The sequence below is a fragment of the Streptomyces palmae genome (genome assembly GCF_004684805.1).
Lineage (GTDB): Bacteria > Actinomycetota > Actinomycetes > Streptomycetales > Streptomycetaceae > Streptomyces > Streptomyces palmae.
The window spans coordinates 1-21,192 of record NZ_SRID01000081.1; the positions used below are offsets into that span (position 1 = coordinate 1).

At 74.2% G+C, this 21,192-nt stretch carries 18 protein-coding genes and 2 pseudogenes; 13 read left to right on the plus strand and 7 right to left on the minus strand.

Going from position 1 to position 21,192, the window contains the following annotated elements; all coding sequences use genetic code 11:
* Positions 1 to 181: 181 nt before the first annotated feature.
* Positions 182 to 628: a Crp/Fnr family transcriptional regulator gene (locus E4099_RS11590; protein ID WP_135338918.1), complete on the minus strand. Its 447-nt coding sequence runs from the start codon at positions 626 to 628 to the stop codon at positions 182 to 184.
* A gap of 160 nt (positions 629 to 788) precedes the next feature.
* Between E4099_RS11590 and E4099_RS11595 the strand changes: the two genes are divergently transcribed.
* The 4 genes from E4099_RS11595 (at position 789) to E4099_RS11610 (ending at position 7,215) form a co-directional block, all read left to right on the plus strand.
* Positions 789 to 3,167, plus strand: a complete 2,379-nt coding sequence (locus tag E4099_RS11595) for a phosphoketolase family protein (protein WP_135338919.1) — start codon at positions 789 to 791, stop codon at positions 3,165 to 3,167.
* A 389-nt stretch (positions 3,168 to 3,556) separates the two neighbouring features.
* Positions 3,557 to 3,946 (plus strand): ATP-binding protein, encoded by a 390-nt coding sequence (locus E4099_RS11600; RefSeq protein WP_135338935.1) that lies wholly within the window; start codon positions 3,557 to 3,559, stop codon positions 3,944 to 3,946.
* A gap of 147 nt (positions 3,947 to 4,093) precedes the next feature.
* Positions 4,094 to 4,699, plus strand: a complete 606-nt coding sequence (locus E4099_RS11605; protein WP_135338920.1) for an Rv1733c family protein — start codon at positions 4,094 to 4,096, stop codon at positions 4,697 to 4,699.
* Positions 4,700 to 4,803: 104 nt separating this feature from the next.
* A complete protein-coding gene (locus tag E4099_RS11610) occupies positions 4,804 to 7,215 on the plus strand; it encodes a right-handed parallel beta-helix repeat-containing protein (protein ID WP_135338921.1) in 2,412 nt (803 codons plus the stop codon).
* Here E4099_RS11610 and E4099_RS11615 read toward each other — a convergent pair.
* Positions 7,185 to 9,239 (minus strand): hypothetical protein, encoded by a 2,055-nt coding sequence (locus tag E4099_RS11615; RefSeq protein ID WP_386389177.1) that lies wholly within the window; start codon positions 9,237 to 9,239, stop codon positions 7,185 to 7,187. The genes E4099_RS11610 and E4099_RS11615 overlap by 31 nt on opposite strands.
* A gap of 626 nt (positions 9,240 to 9,865) precedes the next feature.
* Here E4099_RS11615 and E4099_RS11620 point away from each other — a divergent pair.
* A complete protein-coding gene (locus E4099_RS11620) occupies positions 9,866 to 10,711 on the plus strand; it encodes a DeoR/GlpR family DNA-binding transcription regulator (RefSeq protein WP_135338922.1) in 846 nt (281 codons plus the stop codon).
* A 24-nt stretch (positions 10,712 to 10,735) separates the two neighbouring features.
* On the plus strand, positions 10,736 to 11,212 hold the full coding sequence (locus tag E4099_RS11625; RefSeq protein ID WP_135338923.1) for an SRPBCC family protein: 477 nt from the start codon (positions 10,736 to 10,738) through the stop codon (positions 11,210 to 11,212).
* A gap of 54 nt (positions 11,213 to 11,266) precedes the next feature.
* On the opposite strand, the gene E4099_RS11630 is transcribed toward E4099_RS11625, so the two are convergent.
* Complete coding sequence (locus E4099_RS11630) at positions 11,267 to 12,409, minus strand: PLP-dependent cysteine synthase family protein (protein ID WP_135338924.1); 1,143 nt, start codon at positions 12,407 to 12,409, stop codon at positions 11,267 to 11,269.
* A 159-nt stretch (positions 12,410 to 12,568) separates the two neighbouring features.
* On the opposite strand from E4099_RS11630, the gene E4099_RS11635 reads away from it, so the two are divergent.
* Both E4099_RS11635 and E4099_RS11640 read left to right on the plus strand, forming a co-directional pair.
* Positions 12,569 to 12,904: a hypothetical protein gene (locus E4099_RS11635; protein WP_135338925.1), complete on the plus strand. Its 336-nt coding sequence runs from the start codon at positions 12,569 to 12,571 to the stop codon at positions 12,902 to 12,904.
* A 205-nt stretch (positions 12,905 to 13,109) separates the two neighbouring features.
* Entirely contained in the window at positions 13,110 to 13,670 is a 561-nt protein-coding gene (locus E4099_RS11640; RefSeq protein ID WP_135338926.1) for an ATP-binding protein, read from the plus strand.
* A 236-nt stretch (positions 13,671 to 13,906) separates the two neighbouring features.
* On the opposite strand, the gene E4099_RS11645 is transcribed toward E4099_RS11640, so the two are convergent.
* A complete protein-coding gene (locus E4099_RS11645; RefSeq protein WP_135338927.1) occupies positions 13,907 to 15,124 on the minus strand; it encodes an ROK family protein in 1,218 nt (405 codons plus the stop codon).
* Between the two features lie 108 nt (positions 15,125 to 15,232).
* Here E4099_RS11645 and E4099_RS11650 point away from each other — a divergent pair, with 108 nt between their 5' ends.
* From E4099_RS11650 to E4099_RS11665, 4 genes and pseudogenes are all read left to right on the plus strand, one after another.
* On the plus strand, positions 15,233 to 15,727 hold the full coding sequence (locus E4099_RS11650) for a DUF4442 domain-containing protein (RefSeq protein ID WP_135338928.1): 495 nt from the start codon (positions 15,233 to 15,235) through the stop codon (positions 15,725 to 15,727).
* Positions 15,728 to 15,733: 6 nt separating this feature from the next.
* A complete protein-coding gene (locus tag E4099_RS11655) occupies positions 15,734 to 15,979 on the plus strand; it encodes a DUF6332 family protein (RefSeq protein WP_135338929.1) in 246 nt (81 codons plus the stop codon).
* On the plus strand, positions 15,976 to 16,878 hold the full coding sequence (locus E4099_RS11660; RefSeq protein ID WP_135338930.1) for a DUF2797 domain-containing protein: 903 nt from the start codon (positions 15,976 to 15,978) through the stop codon (positions 16,876 to 16,878). The genes E4099_RS11655 and E4099_RS11660 overlap by 4 nt, the downstream gene beginning before the upstream one ends.
* Positions 16,879 to 16,952: 74 nt before the next feature.
* Positions 16,953 to 17,468: pseudogene (locus tag E4099_RS11665) on the plus strand (GNAT family N-acetyltransferase); the annotation flags it as partial.
* A 162-nt stretch (positions 17,469 to 17,630) separates the two neighbouring features.
* On the opposite strand, the gene E4099_RS11670 reads toward E4099_RS11665, so the two are convergent.
* From E4099_RS11670 to E4099_RS11680, 3 genes and pseudogenes are all read right to left on the minus strand, one after another.
* Positions 17,631 to 18,296, minus strand: coding sequence for a response regulator transcription factor (locus E4099_RS11670; RefSeq protein ID WP_135338931.1), 666 nt, complete (start codon positions 18,294 to 18,296; stop codon positions 17,631 to 17,633).
* Positions 18,293 to 19,606, minus strand: coding sequence for a sensor histidine kinase (locus E4099_RS11675; protein ID WP_135338932.1), 1,314 nt, complete (start codon positions 19,604 to 19,606; stop codon positions 18,293 to 18,295). The genes E4099_RS11670 and E4099_RS11675 overlap by 4 nt, the downstream gene beginning before the upstream one ends.
* 263 nt (positions 19,607 to 19,869) lie before the next feature.
* Positions 19,870 to 20,565: pseudogene (locus tag E4099_RS11680) on the minus strand (TetR/AcrR family transcriptional regulator); the annotation flags it as partial.
* Between the two features lie 144 nt (positions 20,566 to 20,709).
* Between E4099_RS11680 and E4099_RS11685 the strand changes: the two are divergent.
* Positions 20,710 to 21,168, plus strand: a complete 459-nt coding sequence (locus E4099_RS11685; RefSeq protein ID WP_135338934.1) for a nitroreductase/quinone reductase family protein — start codon at positions 20,710 to 20,712, stop codon at positions 21,166 to 21,168.
* Positions 21,169 to 21,192: the final 24 nt, after the last annotated feature.

The window sequence follows — 21,192 nt, forward strand, 5'->3', positions numbered from 1 at the left end:
GCCACTCCCCCCGGCGCCGCAACCGGTCAGCGCCAGGAGCACGGCCACCGCACCGACCGCCGGGCGCCGCAAGGACATTGACGGGCGGTCACCGGATCGAAGACTCATCCGATCAGCTTGGCATGCGGCGGATTCGGCCCACCGCCGGCCCCGCCGGCCCCGCCACCCTCGCGGCGCGGACTCAGTGCGGGCCGCCGCCGTACGGTCCGTACATGTCCAGCAGCCGGGTGCGGGCGCTCTGCAACCGCTCCCCCATGGCCCGGGCGCAGGCCAGCACCACCTCGTAGCCGAGCGCGGTGTCCCGCCGGCAGAGCCGGCGTACCGCCTCCGCCTCGAACTCGTGGGCGCGGACGGGGCTGAGCGCCTCCGCCCCGAGGTGCCAGCTGCCCGGTGGGAACAGCCAGGCCCAGCCCAGCAGTTCGCCCGGTCCCAGGGTCTCGATCACCGTGGGCCGCCGCCCGGGGACGTGCATGTCGAGGGTGACCGAGCCCGTGCGCACCACCCAGAACCGGTCCGCCCGGCCGCCCTCCTCGAAGAGCCGGGTGCCGGCGTCGAAGGAGACATCGTGCGCGAGTGACAGCAACCGCTCGCGATGATCACCGGTCAGCTCCTGCAGAAGTCCGCTCATGTCCTCAACTGTGCCGCGTCCCCTCTCACCGCGCCCATCGGCGGCGGCTGTGGCATGGTCGGACACAGGACAGCGGGCCCCTGGGCCGTGGCACGCCCGGACGGCACACACGGCACAGGCGGCAGGCACGGCGGACACCGCCCTGGCGACGGGATCCGGCATGGAAACGGAATCCGTGCTCACCGACACCGCGGTGGAGCAGTTGGACGCGCACTGGCGGGCCCTGAACTACCTGGCCGCCTGCCAGCTGTACCTGCGGGACAACCCGCTGCTCACCGAGCATCTGCGGCCCGAGCACATCAAGCCGCGGCTGCTGGGCCACTGGGGCACCTGCCCCGGGCTGACCCTGGTCTACACCCACCTCAACCGGCTGATCTCCCAGCGCGATCTGGACACGGTGTGCGTCTGGGGGCCCGGACACGGCGGACCCGCGGTGCTCGCCGGGGCCTGGCTGGACGGCTCCTACGGCGAGCTGGAGCCGGACCTGGGGCGGGACCTGGCCGGGATGCTCCGGCTGTTCCGGCGGTTCTCCACCCCGGGCGGGGTGCCCAGCCACGCGGCCCCGCAGGTGCCCGGCTCCTTCCACGAGGGCGGCGAGCTGGGCTACTCGCTGGCGCACGCCTACGGGGCGGCACTGGACAACCCCGGGCTGCTGGTGGCCTGCGTGATCGGCGACGGGGAGGCGGAGACCGGGCCGCTGGCCGCCTCCTGGCAGGCGAACACGTTCCTGGACCCGGTCCACGACGGCGCGGTGCTGCCGATCCTGCACCTCAACGGGTACAAGATCGCCAATCCCACGGTGTCGGCCCGGCTTCCCGCCGAGCAGCTCGACGCGCTGCTCCGCGGCTACGGCCATGAGCCGCTCTACGTCACCGCCACCCTGGACAGCGACCCGGCCCGGGTCCACCGGGACCTGGCCGCCGCGCTGGACCTGGCCGCGGACCGGATCGCCGGCCACCAGCGGGCCGCCCGCGAGCAGGGCGAACGGCGGCGCCCCCGGTGGCCGATGATCGTGCTGCGCACCCCCAAGGGCTGGACCGGACCGGTCGAGGTGGACGGCGTGCCGGTGGCCGGCACCTGGCGGGCCCACCAGGTGCCGCTGACGCGGGTGCGGGAGGATCCCGCCCGGCTGCGGCAGCTGGAGCTGTGGCTGCGCTCCTACCTGCCGCAGGAGCTCTTCGACGAGACCGGCCGTCCGCGCGGGACGGTGCTGGCCTGCGTGCCCCCCGGCGACCGGCGGCTGGGCGCCAATCCGCACGCCAACGGCGGCCGGCTGCTGCGCGAGCTGCCGCTGCCCGATCTGGCCGCGTTCGCGGTCCCGGTGGACAAGCCGGGCGCCGGGCGGCACGAGCCGACCCGGGTGCTGGCCGGACTGCTGCGGCAGGTGATGGCGGACACCGCCGAGCGCCGGGACTTCCGGGTGGTGGGCCCGGACGAGACCGCGTCCAACCGGCTGGCGGAGCTGTACGACGTCACGGACAAGACCTGGCAGGCCGAACTGCTGGACACCGACGAGCACCTGGGGCCGCACGGCCGGGTGATGGAGGTGCTCTCCGAACACCTGTGCCAGGGCTGGATGGAGGGCTATGTGCTCACCGGGCGGCACGGGCTGTTCTCCACCTACGAGGCGTTCGCCCACATCGTCGACAGCATGGCCGCCCAGCACGTGAAGTGGATCGGCACCGCGCGCACGGTGCCCTGGCGGGCCCCGGTGGCGGCGCTCACCTATCTGCTGACCTCGCACGTGTGGCGGCAGGACCACAACGGGTTCTCGCACCAGGACCCCGGCTTCGTGGACCACATCCTCAACAAGAGCCCCGAGGTGGTGCGGGTCTACCTGCCGCCGGACGCCAACACCCTGCTCTGCGTGGCCGACCACGTCCTGCGCACCCGCAACGTGGTGAACGTGGTGGTCGCCGGGAAGCAGCAGTGCTTCGACTGGCTGGATCTGGAGGAGGCGCGGGCGCACTGCGCGCGGGGGGCGGGGATCTGGGAGTGGGCCGGCACCGAGCGGCCCGACTCCGGGCCGGACGTGGTGCTCGCCTGCGCGGGGGACGTCCCCACCCAGGAGGCGCTGGCGGCGGCCTCGCTGCTGCGGGAGCACCTGCCCGAGGTGGGGGTGCGGGTGGTGAACGTGGTGGACATCTCGCGGCTCCAGCCGCACGAGGAGCACCCGCACGGGATGACGGACCCGGAGTTCGACGCGCTGTTCACCCGGGACCGCCCGGTGATCTTCGCCTACCACGGCTATCCCTGGCTGATCCACCGGCTGGCCTACCGCCGCGCGGTGCACGCCTCGCTGCACGTGCGCGGGTACAAGGAGATGGGCACCACCACCACGCCCTTCGACATGGTGGTCAGCAACGACCTGGACCGGTACCGGCTGGTGATGGACGTCATCGACCGGGTGCCCCGGCTCGCGGTGCGCGCCGCCGCGGTGCGGCAGGCGATGGAGGACGTACGGCACCGGCACCATGACTGGGTCCGGGCGCACGGCGTCGACCTGCCGGAGGTGGCGGAGTGGAGCTGGCCGGAGTGACCGGCCGCCCCGCCGGCCGGAGACGGGCCGTCCCCGCGCCCGACACCCGCTCTCGACCCGATCACCATCGGGCAGCCGCCAGGCACTGACGATCACAAAACGACAAAAGACTGTCCCGACACGCCTCTCAAAACATTTTTGCGTTCAACGCGTGGCTTTCGCGTCGAGAGCTCGTAGCCTCTGCTCTCTGACTCGGACCACCAGGGTCGCCGTCGGCGGGGGACGCAGCGGACGACCGGCCGGACGTCAGCCCTCCGGCCACGAAGGATCACAGTCCTGTGCGACGCTCCCCCATCCACCAGGCAGCACCCGTCCGGCGCGGACGGCGCGCCGCACCGCACCACCAGCGCGCCCTCCCGGCGGACCCGCCCTGCCGCTCGGGTGAACGCCTGGTCAAGCAGCTGCTGCAGCGCCGCTTCACCGCCCGAGAGCTGCCCGAGCTGCGCGTCCAGGTCGATCAGTGCGCGGCCTCGGCCGGACTGCCCGACTCCCGGCGCGGCGACTTCGTCCTGGCCGTGGACGAGATCGCCAGCAACGCGGTCGAACACGCCGGCGGCGGCGGGACGCTGCTGCTGCGCCGAGTCGGCAACGAGCTGGAGTGCCGGATCAGCGACTCGGGACCGGGCTTCTCGGACGAGGTGATCCCCCGGCTGCTCCCCGGGCTGGACGGCGCCACCAGCGGGCGCGGGCTGTGGCTCACCCAGCTGGTCACCGATCGCCTCGCCATCAGCCCGGGGGCCCCGGGCACCGTGGTCACCCTGGCGATGCGGCTGCCCTGACCCGCGGCCGCCATGGGGGGGCGGTCCGTGCGGGCGGGGGTGCGCGCGAAGAGGAGGAAGCCATGTCGTTTGTCCTCTCTTCACCGGTCCCGCGCATACCCGGCGCCGTATGAGGTAGTTACGAACGGGCGACGAGGGGGTGGGTCTGTGCGAGCGGTTCGCGGACTGTGGCGTTGGCGGCGCAATGCCCTGTGCCGGGCCACCGACCTCACGGAGGCGTGGGTGGCCCTGGCCGCGGCGGTGCTGATGGTCCTCGCCGCCCCGGTGGCGGGCTGGGCGGTCGGCGCGGCCACCCGGGAGGTGCTGCTGGAGACCGTGCACACCCAGCAGGCCCAGCGGCACCGGGTCCCGGCGACCGTGCTGCGGCTGGAGCACGAGCCGGGGCACGACGCGGACCCGGAGACCTCCTCGCGGCGCGACGCCTACCGGCGGGTGGTCGCGGTGTGGACGGCCTCGGACGGAAGCCGGCGCACCGGCAGCCTGCGGGCCACCCGCCCGGTGGCGGGCCCCGGTGACCGGTTCCCGATCTGGACGGACCGGCACGGCAAGCCGGTGGCCCGCCCGCTGGACGGCGCCACCGCGACCACCCACGCGGTGCTGGCCGGGTCGGCCGCCGGCGCCGTCGTGGCCGGCCTGGTCGAGGGCGCCCGCCGGCTGGTGGTCTGGCGGCTGCTGCGCCGGCGCTACGCGGCCTGGGACATAGCCTGGGAACGTGCCGGCCAGGACTGGGGCAGAGCGGGCGCGGGCAGCTGACCCGTCAACTCCCCCTCGGCGACGCACGCTACGGTGGGGCCTTCAGCGCGGCGGCTCGACCGCCCGAGGTCGGCACACACACGAGGTGGGGGCTCAACAGCACCATGGCACAGGGCTCGGTGGTCCAGGTGACGCACAGCGGAACGTCGCGCTGGCGGCGCCGCACAGGAGAGTACGCCTCCCTCGGCGCGGCCCTGGAGGCCGCGGGTGACGGTGACGTACTGACCATCGCCCCCGGTACGTACCGGGAGAATCTGGTCGTGGCCCGGAATGTGACGCTGCGCGGGCCGGAGGGGTCCCGCGGCGCGGTGCGGATCGCCCCGTTCGACGGGGTGGCGCTGACCGTGCGGGCCTCGGCGACGGTGCGCGATCTGCACATCGAGGCCCAGGACGCGGCCTCCCCGGCGCTGCTGGTGGAGGAGGGCGCCCCGGAGATCGCCGACGTACGGGTGGCGACGCGCTCCGCGGTGGGCGTCGAGGTGCGCGGCGGGGCCCGGCCCACGGTGCGCCGCTGCTCCGTCGACAACCCGGCCGGTGTGGGCTTCAGCATGCTGGACGGCGCGGGCGGCCTGTTCGAGGAGTGCGAGGTGGTGGCCGCCGGGCAGGCCGGGGTCGCGGTGCGCGGCGGCGCCCATCCGCGGCTGGAGCGCTGCCGGATCCACCACACCTCGGGCACCGGACTGGTCGTCACCGGCGAGGCCAGCGCGCTGGAGGCGGTGGGCTGCGAGGTGTACGAGATCCGGGGCGCGGGTGTGCAGGTGTCCGCGCGCGGCACCGGTCACCTGACCGACTGCCGGGTGCACCGCACCTCCTCGGACGGGATCAACCTGGACACCGACGCGGTGCTGACGCTCGCCGACTGCGACATCCACGACATCCCGGAGAACGCGGTGGACCTGCGCTCCCGGTCGGTGCTCACGCTCACCCGGTCCACGGTGCGCCGGTTCGGCCGCAACGGGCTGTCGGTCTGGGACCCGGGCACCCGGGTGGACGCCAACCAGTGCGAGATCCACGACAGCACCGGGGACTATCCGGCGGTGTGGGTGAGCGACGGCGCCACCGCCGTGCTCGACGCCTGCCGAGTGCACGACGTGCCGGACGCGCTGTTCGTCCTGGACCGGGGCTCGCGCACGGACGTGGTGGACAGCGACATCTCCCAGGTGCGCAACACCGCGGTGTCGGTCAGCGACGGGGCCACCGCGCAGTTGGACGACTGCCGGATCCGGGAGGCCGCCACCGGCGCCTGGTTCCGCGACCACGGCAGCGGCGGCACCCTGGCGGGCTGCACCATCGACGGGACGGCCACCGGGGTGATCGTCACCAAGGGCGCCGACCCCACGGTGGAGCGCACCACGGTCACCTCGCCCACCGAGGCCGGGTTCTATGTGTCGGCCGAGGGGCGCGGGACCTTTCACGGCTGCCGGGTGACCGGCTCCAGCGGCTACGGCTTCCACATCATCGACGGCTGCCGGACCACACTGACGCGCTGCCGTACCGAGCGCTGCGCGCGCGGCGGCTACGAGTTCGCCGAGCCGGGGCCGGTGAGCGAGGACTGCACCAGCGACGAGAGCGCCACCCCCGCGCCGGTGCCGCCGGCGCCCCGGCTGGCCGCGGTGGAGACGGCCGCCCCGACGATGGGGCTGCTGAGCCAGATCCCGGCACCGCGGTCCGTCGCCCCGGCGCCGGTCGAGGAGGCACCGGCCGCCCGGGAGGCCGAGGAGGTGCTGGGGGCGCTCGACGCGCTGGTGGGCCTGGAGAGCGTCAAGCGCGAGGTCCGGGCGCTGACCGACATGATCGAGGTGGGCCGCCGGCGGCAGCGGGCCGGGCTCAAGGCCGCCTCGGTCCGCCGTCATCTGGTCTTCACCGGGTCCCCGGGCACCGGCAAGACCACGGTGGCCCGGCTCTACGGCGAGATCCTGCGCGCGCTGGGCGTGCTGGAGCGGGGGCATCTGGTGGAGGTCTCCCGGGTGGACCTGGTGGGCGAGCACATCGGTTCCACCGCGATCCGCACCCAGGAGGCCTTCGACCGGGCGCGCGGCGGTGTGCTGTTCATCGACGAGGCGTACGCGCTGGCGCCCGAGGACGCCGGCCGGGACTTCGGCCGGGAGGCCATAGACACCCTGGTCAAGCTGATGGAGGACCACCGTGACGCGGTGGTGGTGATCGTGGCCGGCTACACCGCGGAGATGGAGCGCTTCCTGTCCGTCAACCCCGGTGTGGCCTCCCGCTTCTCCCGGACCATCACCTTCGGCGACTACGTTCCCGAGGAACTGCTGCAGATCGTGCGGCAGCAGGCGCGGGAGCAGGAGTACCGGGTCGACGAGGAGACCGCCGAGAGCCTGCTGAAGTACTTCACGGCCCTGCCCAAGGGAGCCGCCTTCGGCAACGGGCGCACCGCGCGGCAGACCTTCGAGTCGATGGTCGAGCGGCACGCGGGCCGGGTGGCGCAGCTGCCCGACCCGAGCACCGACGACCTCACACTGCTCTACCCGGAGGACATCCCGGAGCTGCCCTGAGCGGGCACCGTACCCCCGTCCCGGCCGGGCAGCCGGGCCAGCAGCGTGGCCCGTTCCCGGTCGAACACCGGGTCGGCCTGGTAGTCGCCGTGCCCCCGGATGGGTGCCGGCAGCGGGTGCTCGGGGGTGCGCCCGTAGACGAGCGGGTCCTGGAGCGCCCCGCAGTCCACGTCGGCACCGGTGCGGCCGGACAGCCGGATGGGGCCGCCGATCGGGTCGGTGTACCGCCACAGGTTGCGCCAGCAGCGCACCTCGCCGTGCAGGGCGCGCAGCGGTCCGGGGCCGAAGTAGGCCGGGAACCAGCGTCCGTACAGCCGCTCCAGTGGTGAGCCGTAGGTGAGCAACGCGACCTGGCGGCGGGTGCGGGGGTCCAGCTGCCAGACCGCGGCGGCGGCCAGCACACTGCCCTGGGAGTGGCCGGAGATCACCAGCCGGCCGCCGGTCCGCTCGGTCCAGGTGCGCATCCGCCAGGTCAGGTCGGGCACGGCGCGTTCCGCGTAGCAGGGCGGGGCGAAGGGGTGCGCGGCCCGCGGCCAGAAGGTGCCGACGTCCCACAGGATGCCGATGGTGCGGCGGGCCGAGGGGCTGCGGTAGGCGCGCCGGGCGAAGGTGATCAGGGCCAGGAAGGCCAGGCCCGTCAGCCAGGAGCCGAGCCCTTGGGCGGCCCGGGCCAGGGCTTCGGGCAGTGCGCCGCTGCCGTCCGCGGCCCGGCCGGGCACCTCGTCGGTGGCCCAGGCCCCGGCCACCGCCCCGGCGCCGAGCAGCAGCGCGAACAGGGCGGCGGGGCCGATGATGCCGGGCAGGTCGTCGGTGACCCCGGCCCGGGCGATGGTGCCGGCGATCCGGCGGGTGCGCACCTCGTCGGGCCGCTCGTCCGGATAGCCGTCCGGCACGGTGCGGATCAGCCGCCGCTGGACCCGCCAGACCCGCACCGCGAACACCACTGCCAGCGCGACCAGCAGCAAGAGCAGTACCGGTACCGCGGCGGCCTGCCAGCTGAGCACCACCGGTGGTCCGGGCATCGGCCCTGGAGCCATGCCGGGGGTGGCGGGGCCGTCGGCCCAGTCCGCCACCCGCTGGGCGATGCCGCCGCACAGTACGGAGCCCAGCGCGCAGCCGAACATCGCCACCGCCGCGCCGGCCAGCCCGTACAGCGGGGTGCGCGGGGTGGGCGAGGCCCGGTGCAGCAGTACCGCGCAGACCGCGATGCCGGTCACCAGGGCGACCTGGACCAGCACGATCAGTTCGAAGGCCCGGTCGCCGGGGAGCCCTCCGCCGCTGGTCCACTCCGGCCGCGACCAGCCTGCGTGCACCACGGCCAGCAGCAGGACGCCCAGGGCGGCGCCGGGCAGCGCGGTGATGGTGAGCCGGTCCAGGGTGTCGTCGGCGGTGGTCTCCTTGCGGCCCCGGTGGCACACCACGTAGGCGGTGGCCAGCCCGCCCGCGGCGATCATGCCCAGCAGCAGCCATCCGGTGAGGTCGAGCAGGGCGCTGCCGCCTGGCCGGCGGTCGTGGCGGGCGGCGGCGAGGGTGATCGCGGCGGCGACGGTGAGGAATCCGGCGGCGGTGTGCGCGGCGCGCAGCCGGGCGACCAGCCGGCGGCCGTACCAGAACCCGGGCAGCCGCAGCGCGGGGCGCTCGCCGGCCTCCGGGTCGGTCTGGGCGGCGGTCAGGCCGGGCGGCGGCTGCGACTCGTAGGCGCTCCAGGTGCGGTTGGACAGGTACCAGAGCAGGCCGGTGAGCGCGGTGGGCAGGAGCGCGGCGAGCGCCAGCCGGCGTCCGGGCTGGCTCCACCAGCCGCCGCCTCGGGCGGACATGAAGTCCAGCCAGGAGTGGCGGGCGGTGCAGGAGTCGGTGCCCGCGCACTGCCAGGCGACCAGGTCCAGGGCCACCTCGCAGGCCCCGGCGATCAGCAGCACGGTCAGGGTGAGGGCGACCAGCCGGACCAGCACTCCGTAGGTCCGGACGGTGGCGGTGCGCCGGTGCGCCGCGGGCCGCATCCAGTGCGCCAGGTTGGCCACCATGAAGGGCAGCAGGAGCAGCCACAGGGCGCGGGTTCCGTTGCCGGAGGTGAGGTTGGACCAGCAGTAGGCCTCGCGGATCGGCTCCTTCTGGTAGTCCTGCGGGCGGTCCTCGGCGTCGGTGTCCTCGGTCCTGCGGTAGACGCCGGCGGTCTCGTCCCCGGTCACCAGGGCGATGCGCGGGTCGACCAGCATCTCCTGCGGGGTGGCCCCGCCGACCCCGTGCACCAGGAGTTCCAGTTCGGGCGGCTCGTGGGCCGCGGCCGGCGCCCCGGCGGCCGGTGCTCCGGCCGGTTCCGGTGTCCCGTGGTGCGGTTCCGTCGTCTGCGGTTGCCTGGTGTTCGGCTGCTTGCCGCGCGGCGCGTTCGCTTGCGTCCGCGCGCGCTTGGGTGTGGTCGCTGCCACCGTCTCCCCCGGTCCGGTGCGGTCTTGGGCTCCTGGGTGCTGCCCAGGGTCAGGATTCCCGTCCGGCGGTGGCATGTCCCGTACGACAGGCCGGTGAGGCGAAATCGTGATGCGAGCGGCTCCCCATCCGGGCTGACCTGGGCCCGTGGGAAGATGAACGGGCCTGGCGGGGCGGGTCGGCCTCGCTGGTCACGCGGCGGGAGAAGCGACACCCAGGGAGCACCGTGAGTGACAACCAGAACCTCCTCGCGGAGCAGCGGCGGGCTCTGATCCTCGACGAGGTCAGGCGGCGCGGTGGGGTGCGGGTCAACGAGCTGACCCGCAGGCTCAGGGTCTCCGACATGACGATCCGCCGGGACCTGGACGCGCTGGCCCGGCTGGGCGTGGTGGAGAAGGTGCACGGGGGCGCGGTCCCGGTGGCCGAGGCCAGCAGCTACGAGCCGGGGTTCGAGGTGAAGTCGGCGCTGGAGCTGACCGCCAAGGAGGACATCGCCCGGGCGGCGGCGCCGATGGCGGCGCCGGGCAGCGCGGTGGCGCTGGCGGGCGGGACCACCGCGTACGTGCTGGCCAAACAGCTGGTCGAGGTGCCGGACCTGACGGTGGTGACCAACTCGGTACGGGTCGCCGAGGTCTTCTACGGCGCGCAGCGCTCGGCCCCCGGCGGGGGTTCGAGGCCGCGGCCGGGGGCGGCGACGGTGGTCCTCACCGGTGGGGTGCGCACCCCCTCGGACACCCTGGTGGGGCCGGTCGCGGACGCCGCGATCCGGTTCCTCCACTTCGATGTGCTCTTCCTGGGGGTGCACGGGATATCCGTGGAGGCGGGACTGTCCACGCCGAATCTGGCGGAGGCGGAGACCAACCGGCAGTTCGTGCGGTCGGCGCGCCGGGTGGTGGTGCTGGCCGACCACACCAAGTGGGGGACGGTGGGGTTGAGTTCCTTCGCCTCGCTGGACCAGGTGGACGCCATGGTGACGGACGCGGGCCTGCCGGAGCGGGCCCGGGTCGAGATCGCCGAGCACCTGCCGGAGCTGATCGTGGCGACCGCGGCGGACGGCACCGCAGACAACTGACAAACTGTCAGCTACGGTGTGCCCATGACACGCCGGTTGCGCACCGTCGGACTGGAGTTCCTGGACACCGCGCCGCTGCGGCTGGTGTTCACCGCCGAGGCCTTCGCCCCGCCGGAGGTGGTCTTCGCGGTACTGGCGGACGTCGACGGCTGGCCGGGCTGGTTCCACGCGGTCGCCGCGGCCCGGCCGCTGGACGAGGGCCGGCGCCGGGAGGTCCGGCTGCGCGGCGGCACCCGCCTGCTGGAGACCGTGCTGGCCGCGGATCCCGCCGAGCGCTATGCCTACCGGGTGGACAGCGCCACCGCGCCGGGACTGCGGGCGCTGGTGGAGGAGTGGCGGCTGAAGCCGGCCGGCGGCGGCACCCGGGTGCGCTACACCTTCGCGCTGGACGGGGCGCCGCCGGTCCGACTCGCCGCCCGACTGGGCCGGGCGGGCATCGGATCCGCGTTCCGCAAGGCGGTACGGGCACTGGACCGCCGTGCGGTGGCGGAGCTGCGGTAGGGCCGCCCCGCGGACCGGACCTCGCCGGGACAGGTCCGGGGGCCGCCCCCGGGATCAGGCGGGGAGGGCCTCCTGCCAGCGGCCCTCGGCGAGGAAGGTGTCGATGGTCCGCGTGTAGGGCGCGATGTCCAGGCCCTGCTCCGCGAGCCACGCGTCCGAGTAGTACTTGTCGAGATAGCGGTCGCCCGGGTCGCACAGCAGGGTGACCACGCTGCCGGTACGGGATTCGGCCACCATCTCCGCCACGATCCGCAGCGCGCACCACAGCCCGGTGCCGGTGGAGCCGCCCGCCTTGCGGCCGATGACCTGCTCCAGGGCGCGCACCGCGGCCACGCTCGCCGCGTCCGGCACCTTCATCATCCGGTCGACGGCCCCCGCGATGAAGCTGGGCTCCATCCGCGGCCGGCCGATGCCCTCGATCCGCGAGCCGCAGTCGCTGGAGGCCTCCGGGTCCTCGTGCACCCAGCCGTCGAAGAAGCAGGAGTTCTCCGGGTCGGCCACACAGATCCGGGTGTCGTACTGCATGTAGTGCACATAGCGGGCGATGGTCGCCGAGGTGCCGCCGGTGCCCGGGGTGGCCACCACCCAGGCGGGTTCCGGATAGCGCTCCAGACGGAGCTGCTGGTAGATCGACTCGGCGATGTTGTTGTTGCCGCGCCAGTCGGTCGCCCGTTCGGCGTAGGTGAACTGGTCCATATAGTGGCCACCGGTCTCCGCGGCGAGCGCCGCCGAGGCCTCGTACATGCTCCGCGGGTCGTCCACGAAGTGACATCGGCCGCCGTGGAACTCGATCAGCCGACACTTCTCCGGGCTGGTGGTACGCGGCATCACGGCGATGAACGGGACCCCGATGAGCTTGGCGAAGTACGCCTCGGAGACCGCGGTGGAGCCGCTGGATGCCTCGATGACGGGCTTGCCGGGGCGGATCCAGCCGTTGCACAGCCCGTACAGGAACAGTGAGCGGGCCAGCCGGTGCTTGAGGCTGCCGGTGGGGTGGGTCGACTCGTCCTTGAGGTACAGGTCGATCCCCCACTGCTCGGGCAGCGGGAACCGGAGCAGATGGGTGTCGGCCGAGCGGTTGGCATCGGCCTGCACCTTGCGCACGGCGTCTTTGAGCCACTCCCGGTACGTGGAATCGCTGCGGTCTACATCAAGGGTGCTGGTGACCGTCGGATGGCTGGTGTACAGGGCGCTCATACCGTTTCCTCCCCGCGGTGGTCGGCCCGACCAGGACAGCCGGACTATTTCGATCATATGGGGGCACTGGTGTCCAGCCCGAACCACGGGCAGACTGCGCAGCAGGGACACTGTGAGAACGGGGCGCAAGCCAGCCGATTCACCGGGGAGGCGGTCCATATGGCCGAAACCGAGTTCAATGCCCGTGGAGTACGGATCGAGCGGTTCCTCCGCTCGGTCACCCATGCCGGGCAGGTGCTCATCAAGGATGGCAGGCTTGAGCTGCTGACCAGCAACGGACGGGAGATCGACAGCGCCCCGGTGCAGTCGGTCCGGGCCGGGAAGCCCTGGTTCGCCGACCGCGACCAGGCCCATGCGACGGTCAACGGCACCCGCTACCGGCTCACCCTCGCCCAGCAGGACGCGGCGGCCACCCCCGCGCCCTCCGGGCGCGGTGCCGCCAGCAGGTTCCTGGACGCGATCCGGGACGCCAGAGGGCGGGCCGGCAACGACTGAGGCCTTCGAGTTGCGCGTGCGGGCGGGCGGGTCGACCCTGGACACGTACCAGTATCACCGAGGGTCGAACGGTGGTGACACTGAGAACCGGCACCCTCCGGTCGTGGACGGAAGCCATCCGTGCCGGCCGGCCCCTCGCCCGGATGCGTCCACCGCCGACACCTGAATCAGGCTAGCCCCAACTCTTCTCCAGGGAGTCGCAGCCGTGATCAGTCGTCCAAGCAGGCATTGCTCGGTGGAGTTGCAGGCTCTGCCGCCGCGGATCGGCCAGGTCCGCAGAATCGTATCGGCGCAGCTGCGCTACTGGCACCTGGATGCGCTCATCGATCCGGCGGCGCTCGGGGTCACCGAGCTGCTGACCAACGTCCACCGGCACGCGGAACCCGACAAGCGGTGCACGGTGGAGATCCTTCTGATGCTCGACCGGCTGACGGTCTCGGTGCGGGACCACGATCCGCGGCTGCCGCGACCGTGCGAGGCCGGACCGGTCAGCACCCACGGGCGGGGGCTCGGCCTGGTGGCCGCGGTCAGCGAGAGCTGGGGGATCCACCCCCGGGACGACGGCGGCAAGGTCGTCTGGTTCACCCTGGCCGTACCGCGACCCGCCTTCGGGAACGCCTCCCCGGTCGCACCGGACGACCTGGCCCTGGCCCGCGCCCTGGACGGCGACCAGACCGGCCCGCACCCCCAGGCGCCCGACCCGCACCCGCTGACGGCGGTACGGGAGCCGGAGCACGCCGGCGCCCGCAGCACCGTCTCCGGGTAGACGCGGAAGCGGGTCGGCGGGGCGCGTCGGCTCCGTGTCGGCACCCCGGGGCGGTCGGCGTCGTGTCCGCGTCCCGGGGATTCGGCGGTGTGCTCGCCCGATACGTCGGCACCGGGCCGGCGGCCCGGGTCGCAGCGGCGCCAGGCCCGCGCCCGGTGCGTCGCCGCCGTCTCCGCGCCCAGTGCGTCGGGCACATGCCCGCGCCCCGGCGCCGCATGCCGGCACCGGCGGGGCGGTCAGCCGACCCGCTCGGCGGCGAGTGCGGTGAGCGGGTCGTCCAGCACCGGCTGCCAGGCCAGCTCGGCCGCGCCGACCAGGCTGCTGTGGTCGAGGGTCGAGGGCAGGATCGGCACCGCGCCGCTGCGCCCCCACAGGCTGCGCTCCGCGACCACGGCGCGCAGCCGCTCGGGGTCGGCCGCCAGCAGGTCGCGGTGGAGTCCGTCGAGCACGATGCGGTCCGGGTTGAGGATGTTGACCAGACCCGCCAGGCCCAACCCGAGCCAGTCGATCAGCTGGTGCGCGGCCCGCCGCACGGAGGGGTCGGCGGCGTGGTCGCGGAGGAGTTCCCGGGCCTGGTGCAGGGGTGAGCCGTCCGGGCCGGGCCGCCGTCCGGCGGCGGTGAGGAAGGCCAGGGGGTCCGCCTCGATGTCCAGGCAGCCGCGACTGCCGCAGTGGCACCCCGAACCGTCCGGGTTGACCGTCAGATGGCCGACCTCCAGGGCGAGTCCGGAGCTGCCGGTGTGCAGCCGGCCGTCCAGCACCAGCGCACCGCCGACTCCCCGGTGGCCGGTGGCCACGCACAGCAGGTGCCGGGCCCCGCGGCCGGCGCCGTGCCGGTGCTCGGCGAGCGCGGCGAGGTTGATGTCGTTGCCGGCGAACCCGGGGTGGTCGATGCCGGCCGCCGCCAGGCTGCGGGTGAACAGCTCGCGGACCGGGGCGCCCGCGGGCCAGGCGATGCGCAGCGGCTTGAGCGCGGTGCCCTCCGGCTCGGCGACCGCCGAGGGCACCGCGATACCGGCGCCCACGCAGCGGCGACCGGTCTCCCGCAGCAGCCCCACCCCCGCCTCGACCACCGCGTCGATCACCTGCGCCGGGTCGGCCGAGACCGTCAGGCAGGCGGGGGCGGTCGCCACGATGCGGCCGCCGAGGCCGACCAGTGCGGCGCGGAAGCCGTCCACGTGCACCTGGGCGGCGAGCACCACCGGGCCGTCCGGTGCGAGGGCGAGCCGGTGCGAGGGGCGGCCCTGCCCGCCGGGCGCCCCGCCGGGCCGGGCGTCCACCCGGATCAGGCCGAGCGCCTCCAGCTCGGCGGCGACGGCGCCCGCGGTGGCTCGGGTGACGCCGAGCTCCGCGGTGAGCACCGAACGGGTGGGAGCACAGCCGGTGTGTACGAGTGCCAGTGCCGGGCCGAGGGCGCCGCGGCCCCGCTCCAGCCTTGTCCGTGTCTGGGTCACGGGTCCATTCTCGCTTTGTATCGCCCGTGAACAAAGCAGGGGCGGGGTGGGCCGTGGACGGGCCCTTGGGGGTTACCCATCAGTAACAAGTCGTGTTAGCGTCCCCCCATGGCACGTCGATCGCTCACCGCGCGGACCCTGCGCCGCGGTATGAACCTCTGGCCGCCCTACCTCTTCGCCGGGGTGCGCGTCCTCCACCTGGCGGACGACTGGAGCAGCGCCCGGGTCCGGCTGCGCCTGCACCGCTTCAACCGCAACTACGTGGGCACCCACTTCGGCGGCTCGCTGTTCGCGATGAGCGACCCCTTCTGGATGCTGCTCGTCATGCAGCGGCTGGGCCGCGACTACATCGTCTGGGACAAGACCGGCGAGATCGACTTCGTCTCCCCCGGCCGCGGCGACGTGTTCGCCGAGTTCCGGCTGGACGAGGACCGGCTGGAGGAGATACGCGAGGCGACCGCGGACGGCGGCAAGGCTCTGCCCTGGTTCGTGAACGACGTGGTGGCCGCAGACGGTACCGTGGTGGCACGCGTACGCAAACAGCTGTACGTGCGGCGGAAGTCGGAGGCTCCGGCCAAGCCGAGGAGCGAGGCGAAGGGCTGATCGCCGATGCGGGGGACACGAGACCAGGCCGCGCGCGACGCGGTGACCGTGGAGATCGTCTTCGCCGTGGTCACCGGGGCGCTGCTGGCGGCCGTGTTGTTCGTGGCGGTGGCGAGCCCCGCCCTCTTCGGCGACCTGGACCGGGGCCAGGAGGCGACCTGGGTCAGGGCCGGGGCGCTGGCCGCCACCGCCGGCTTCGGGTTCCGGGTGGTTCGGGTGCTGCGGCGGTTCACCGGCGCCCGGAGCGTATGACTGGCTGGCGCTGCGCCGGTGGGCGCTGGGGTCCCGCCGGCGCGGCGCTGGTCTGGCTCCACCCCGAGCACGGCGAGCGCACCTCCCCGCTGACCGCGGACCGCCCCCTGGCCTTCACCACCGGGTCCCGGCGCGGATGCACCGGGGTGCGGCGCGGCGCCCGGCTCACCCCGTGCCCGCGCCAGGCCGAACTGCCCGCCGGCGCCGTCTCGGCGCAGTGCCCCGAGTGCGCGCGCCTGGACCGCTCCTACTCGGTGGCCGCGGACACCCGCACGGACGACCCGCGCCCCTATGACGTGTACCTCGCCTGGTTCGCCCCCGGCCTGGTCAAGGTGGGCATCACCGCCGCCGAGCGGCAGGGCGTCCGGCTGCTGGAGCAGGCCGCCCTCTCCCACGCCCTGCTGGGCCGCGGCCCCCTCATGGCGGCACGGCGGGCCGAGTCGGTCCTGGGCGCCGCGCTGGGCGTACCGGACCGCTTCCCGTACCCGGCCAAGCGGGCCGCCCGCGAGGCCCCGCCCGAACCAGCCGCCCGCGCCGCCGAACTCGCCGAACTGCACCGGCGGGCCGGCGCGCTGCCCGGACTGCCCGAGTCGCTGGCCCGGCTGCCCTGGGCGCCGGTGCACCACGACGCCGACTACGGCCTGGACCGACTGCACCGCGCCGGCCCCACCGCGGGCCTGCTGTGCCCGGCGGCCGGGGTGTCGGTGGCCGGCACGGTGATCGCGGTGGCCGGACCCGACCTCTATCTGGGGCTGCCGGACGGCCGGACGGTGCTGCTGGACCTGCGCCGGTTGGCGGGCTGGCCGCTGTCGGCGGCGCCCCCGGGAACGGCCACCACCGCCGCCGTGGCGGCGCTGCCGCCAGGCGGGAAGGGACCCGAGCCGGAGGGGCTGTTCTGAACGGCCGGCCGGCGCCGGCGCACACCGCGTGAGCCGCCTTCCCGCACCACCAGCCGGGGCGCCGGGAAGCCGCGGTCGGCGTCGAACGGCTGCGACTGGAATGGCGTCCGGGCCCGGCTCCCGAGCCCAGCCGGCGCCTCGTGTTCCGGCCGGCCCCCGATGCCGAGGAACTCCTGGCCCTGATGGCCTCGGTCCTGGACGGGACGCTGGACGCCCACGGCCGTGACGACCTGACCCGGATGTCCGCCCACGAGGCGGCCACCCGGCACTACGAGGACGAACTCGCGCGGTACACCAGCCCCCGCGACTGGTGGCGCATCGCGACGCTGCCGCATGGGGAGCCGGTGGGTTTCGTGCTCCCGGCCCACAACGGCTACAACCCGATCATCGCCTACCTCGCGGTTCTGCCCGCACACCGCGGCAAGGGCTACATCGACGACCTCCTCGCCGAGGGCACCCGAGTCCTCGCCGAGCAGGGCGTCCCCCGCGTCCGCGCGTCCACGGACCTCGGGAACGTCCCGATGGCGCATGCCTTCCAGCGCGCCGGATACATCGATTTCGAGCGCGAGATCAACATGACCTGGAGCTGACGGAGGAGGGGCGGGGCGCCGCAGACGGTGTCCCCACCCAACCCGCCACCGCACGACACCGAGGCCGGAGCGCGCCCGGGACGGGGCATCACCGCGGGGCCTGGTGCGGTGCGCTGCCGCGAGCGGGAAGCGGTTGCGCCCAGGGCCCGGCCCCCGGGAGCGTCAGCCGAGCCAGCCGGGCCGGACCAGACCCGACTCATAGGCCAGAACCACCAGTTGGGCGCGGCCCCTGGCGCCGAGTTTGACCATGGTGCGGCTGACATGGGTCTTGGCGGTGAGTGGGCTGACGACCAGCCGCCGAGCGATCTCCTCGTTGGACAGGCCGATGCCCACCAGCGCCATCACCTCCCGCTCGCGTTCGGTGAGTCGGGCCAGCAGGGCGCTGTCGGCCGGCGCCTTGGACCGGGCCGCGAACTCGGCGATCAGCCTGCGGGTGACCCCGGGCGACAGCAGGGCGTCGCCGGCCACCACGGCCCGTACCGCGCGCAGCAGTTCCTCGGGCTCGGTGTCCTTGACCAGGAAGCCGGAGGCGCCGGAGCGGATCGCCTCGAAGACGTACTCGTCGAGTTCGAAAGTGGTGAGGATGACCACCTTCACCCCGCCCAGTTCGGGGGCCGCGGTGATCCTCCTGGTGGCCGCCAGACCGTCCAGCCGCGGCATCCGGATGTCCATCAGCACCACGTCGGGGCGGAGTTCGGCAACCTGGTCGAGCGACTGCTCCCCGTCGGCCGCCTCCGCCACCACCTCGATGTCGGGCTGCGCGTCGAGCAGCGCGCGGAAGCCCGCGCGGACCAGCATCTGGTCGTCGGCGAGGATGACGCGGATCACGGACTCTCCCTCCCCGGCACCGAACCGGCGCCGGGGCCCACCGTATCGCCGAGGCCGATCGGCAGCCGGGCCCGGACCTGGAACCCCCCGTCGGGGCGGGGTCCCGCGTCCACGGTGCCGCCCAGTGCGGCGGCCCGCTCCCGCATGCCGATCAGCCCGTTGCCACCGCCGGTCTCTCCGGTGCCGGTGGCCGGTCCCGCGTCGTCCACCGTCAACTCCAGTGCGCCGCAGGTGTAGTGCAGCCGCACCCGGGCGGTCCTGGAGCCCGAGTGCCGCACCACATTGGTCAGCGCCTCCTGGACGATCCGGAAGGCGGCCAGGTCGGCGCCGGGTGGCAGTGCGACGGGTGTCCCCCGGGTGCTCGTCCGGACGTCCAGCCCGGCGCTCGCGGCCTGCTCGGTCAGCTCCGGCAGCCGGTCCAGGCCCGGGGCCGGCGAACGGGGCGCGGCGCCCGGGGCGCGGAGGGTGTCCAGCACCTGGCGGACCTCGCCGAGCGCCTCCTTGCTGGCGGTCTTGATGGTGGCCAGCGCGGTGCGCGCCTGTTCGGGCCGCTGGTCGAGGAGGGCCAGACCGACCCCGGCCTGAACATGGATGACCGAGATGCTGTGCGCCAGTACGTCGTGGAGCTCCCGGGCGATGCGCAGCCGCTCCTCGTCCACTCGGCGGCGCTCGGCCGCCTCTCGCTCGGCACGCTCCCGAGCCCACCGCTCGCGGCGCGCGGCGACGAGTTCGGAGGCGGTGAGGACGGCTGCCACATAGGCGGCGACCGCCAGCTCCTGGCTCCACCCGGCCGCGTGGTCGCCGCCGGGCGGCAGCCACCGGTAGAGCCAGTGGACGACCAGCAGATGCCCCGCCCACAGCAGGCCGAGCGCCGACCAGGCGGCCCGGCGCTGTCCGGCGACCACCGCGGCGTAGACCGCCACCACCGCGCCGATCAGGAACGGCCCGTACGGATAGCCGGCGCCCAGATAGAGCAGGGTGGCCGCGGCCACCGCGTGCGCGGTGAACGCCGGACGGCGTTGGCGCAGCACCAGGAGGGCGGGGATGAGGACGAGCAGGGTGTAGCCCAGCGCGTCGAGGTCGGCGCGCTGCGGCTGGTGCTGCCCGGCGACCCGGGTGCCGCCGACCGTGAACAGCAGCACCACCAGGGTGGAGCGCCAGGGCAGCCGGGACCACCGCCGCTCTGGCTCCGCCTCGGCTTCCTCGCCGCCGCGCGGGGGCGGCGGCGGGCCTGAGGGCGTCCACCTCCGCCGCTCAGTCCCACCCTCGTGCCACCACGCCGGTCTCCGGCGCTCCCGTCCCTGGCTCATCCGGCCACGCTAGACCGGGCGGGTGCGGGGCGGCGTCCGCCGGGCGTGGCCATCGGCCGTACTCCGCGGGGAGTAGCGCGCCGGTCCCCGACCCGGGCCTTGGCGGAAGCGGGGTGGCGCCCGCCCGCGGGTCGGAATCAGGCCCCCGCTTGACCGAAGCGCCGGGCGATCTCGGTCGCGGCGTCCGCGTCCCGGGCCTGCGGGTCCTCCGGCACGGTGTCGTACCCGGGGGCGTCCGGGTCCTCGGCCGCGATGCCCTCGGGTGAGCACAGGCCGGCCGCCCGGGCCAGCGTGCCGACCGAGACGGCGAAGAACTCCTCGCGCGCTTCGACCACGTTGGTGAACTGCCCGAAGAGTTCGAAGTTCAGCAGGCCGAAGAGCTGGGCCCAGGCCGCCACCAAGCCGGCCAGCGCCGGCGCCGGCAGCTCCATCTCCAGGCCGTCCGCCAGGGTGCGCGCGTCCGCCAGCACCGAGGGCGGCCAGGTGGCGGCGTCCGGGACCCGCAGCAGCCCTGCGGCGCGGGCCTCGCGGGCGACGGTCAGCAGCGCCATGCCCACCCGGGAGGCGGGGGCGACGGTGTCCCGCGGGGCCGAGTAGCCGGGCACCGGGGAGCCGTAGAGCAGCGCGTACTCGTGCGGATGGGCCAGCGCCCAGCGCCGTACGGCCTGGCAGACGGCGGTCCAGCGGGCCACCGGGTCGCTGCCGGGGTGTGTGGTGAGCGCGCCCTCGGCCGCGGCGCCGACCGCGTCGTAGGCGTCGATGATCAGCGCGGTCAGCAGCTCGTCTCGGCTGGGGAAGTAGCGGTAGAGAGCGGAGGAGACCATGCCCAGCTCCCGGGCGACGGCGCGCAGGGACAGCTTGGCGGCGCCCTGCTCGGCGAGCTGGCGGCGGGCCTCGGACTTGATCGCCGCGGTCACTTCGGTACGGGCCCGTTCCCTGGCCCCTTGGATCGCACTCATGGAACGCAGTCTGCCACTCCAGCGGAGCACCAGCCAACAACGAGAGCAGTGCTCTTGCGATGACACGGGAATGCGTGCACACTGATCTCAAGCGAGAGCACCGCTCTCCGAATCCCTCTCCTGTTCCGTATCCGGAGGCATCCCATGACGCAGCAGGTCACCGAGCGCTACCTGAAGTCCAGCCGGCTGGAGAACGCCCTGGTCCACCGCCCGATCGCCTGGCTGGCGACGCACGGCATCAGCCTCAACGGCAAGAGCGTGCTGGCCGTGCGCGGCCGGAGCAGCGGCGAGTGGCGCACCATTCCGGTCAACCCGCTCACCCTGGACGGCGCCCGCTATCTGGTGGCGCCGCGCGGTGCCACCCAGTGGGTGCGCAACCTGCGGGCCGCGGGCAGCGGGGAGCTGCGGGCGAACAGGCGCGTCGAGCCGTTCACCGCCGTGGAGCTGCCGGACGCGGAGAAGCCCGCTGTGCTGCGCGCCTACCTGGAGCGCTGGGGCTGGGAGGTCGGCCGGTTCTTCGACGGGGTCGGCGCGAAGTCCTCGGACAGCGAGCTGGAGCGCATAGCACCGCACCACCCGGTGTTCCGCATCACGGATGTGTGAGCGGCGGGTGGTGCGGAGGGAGGG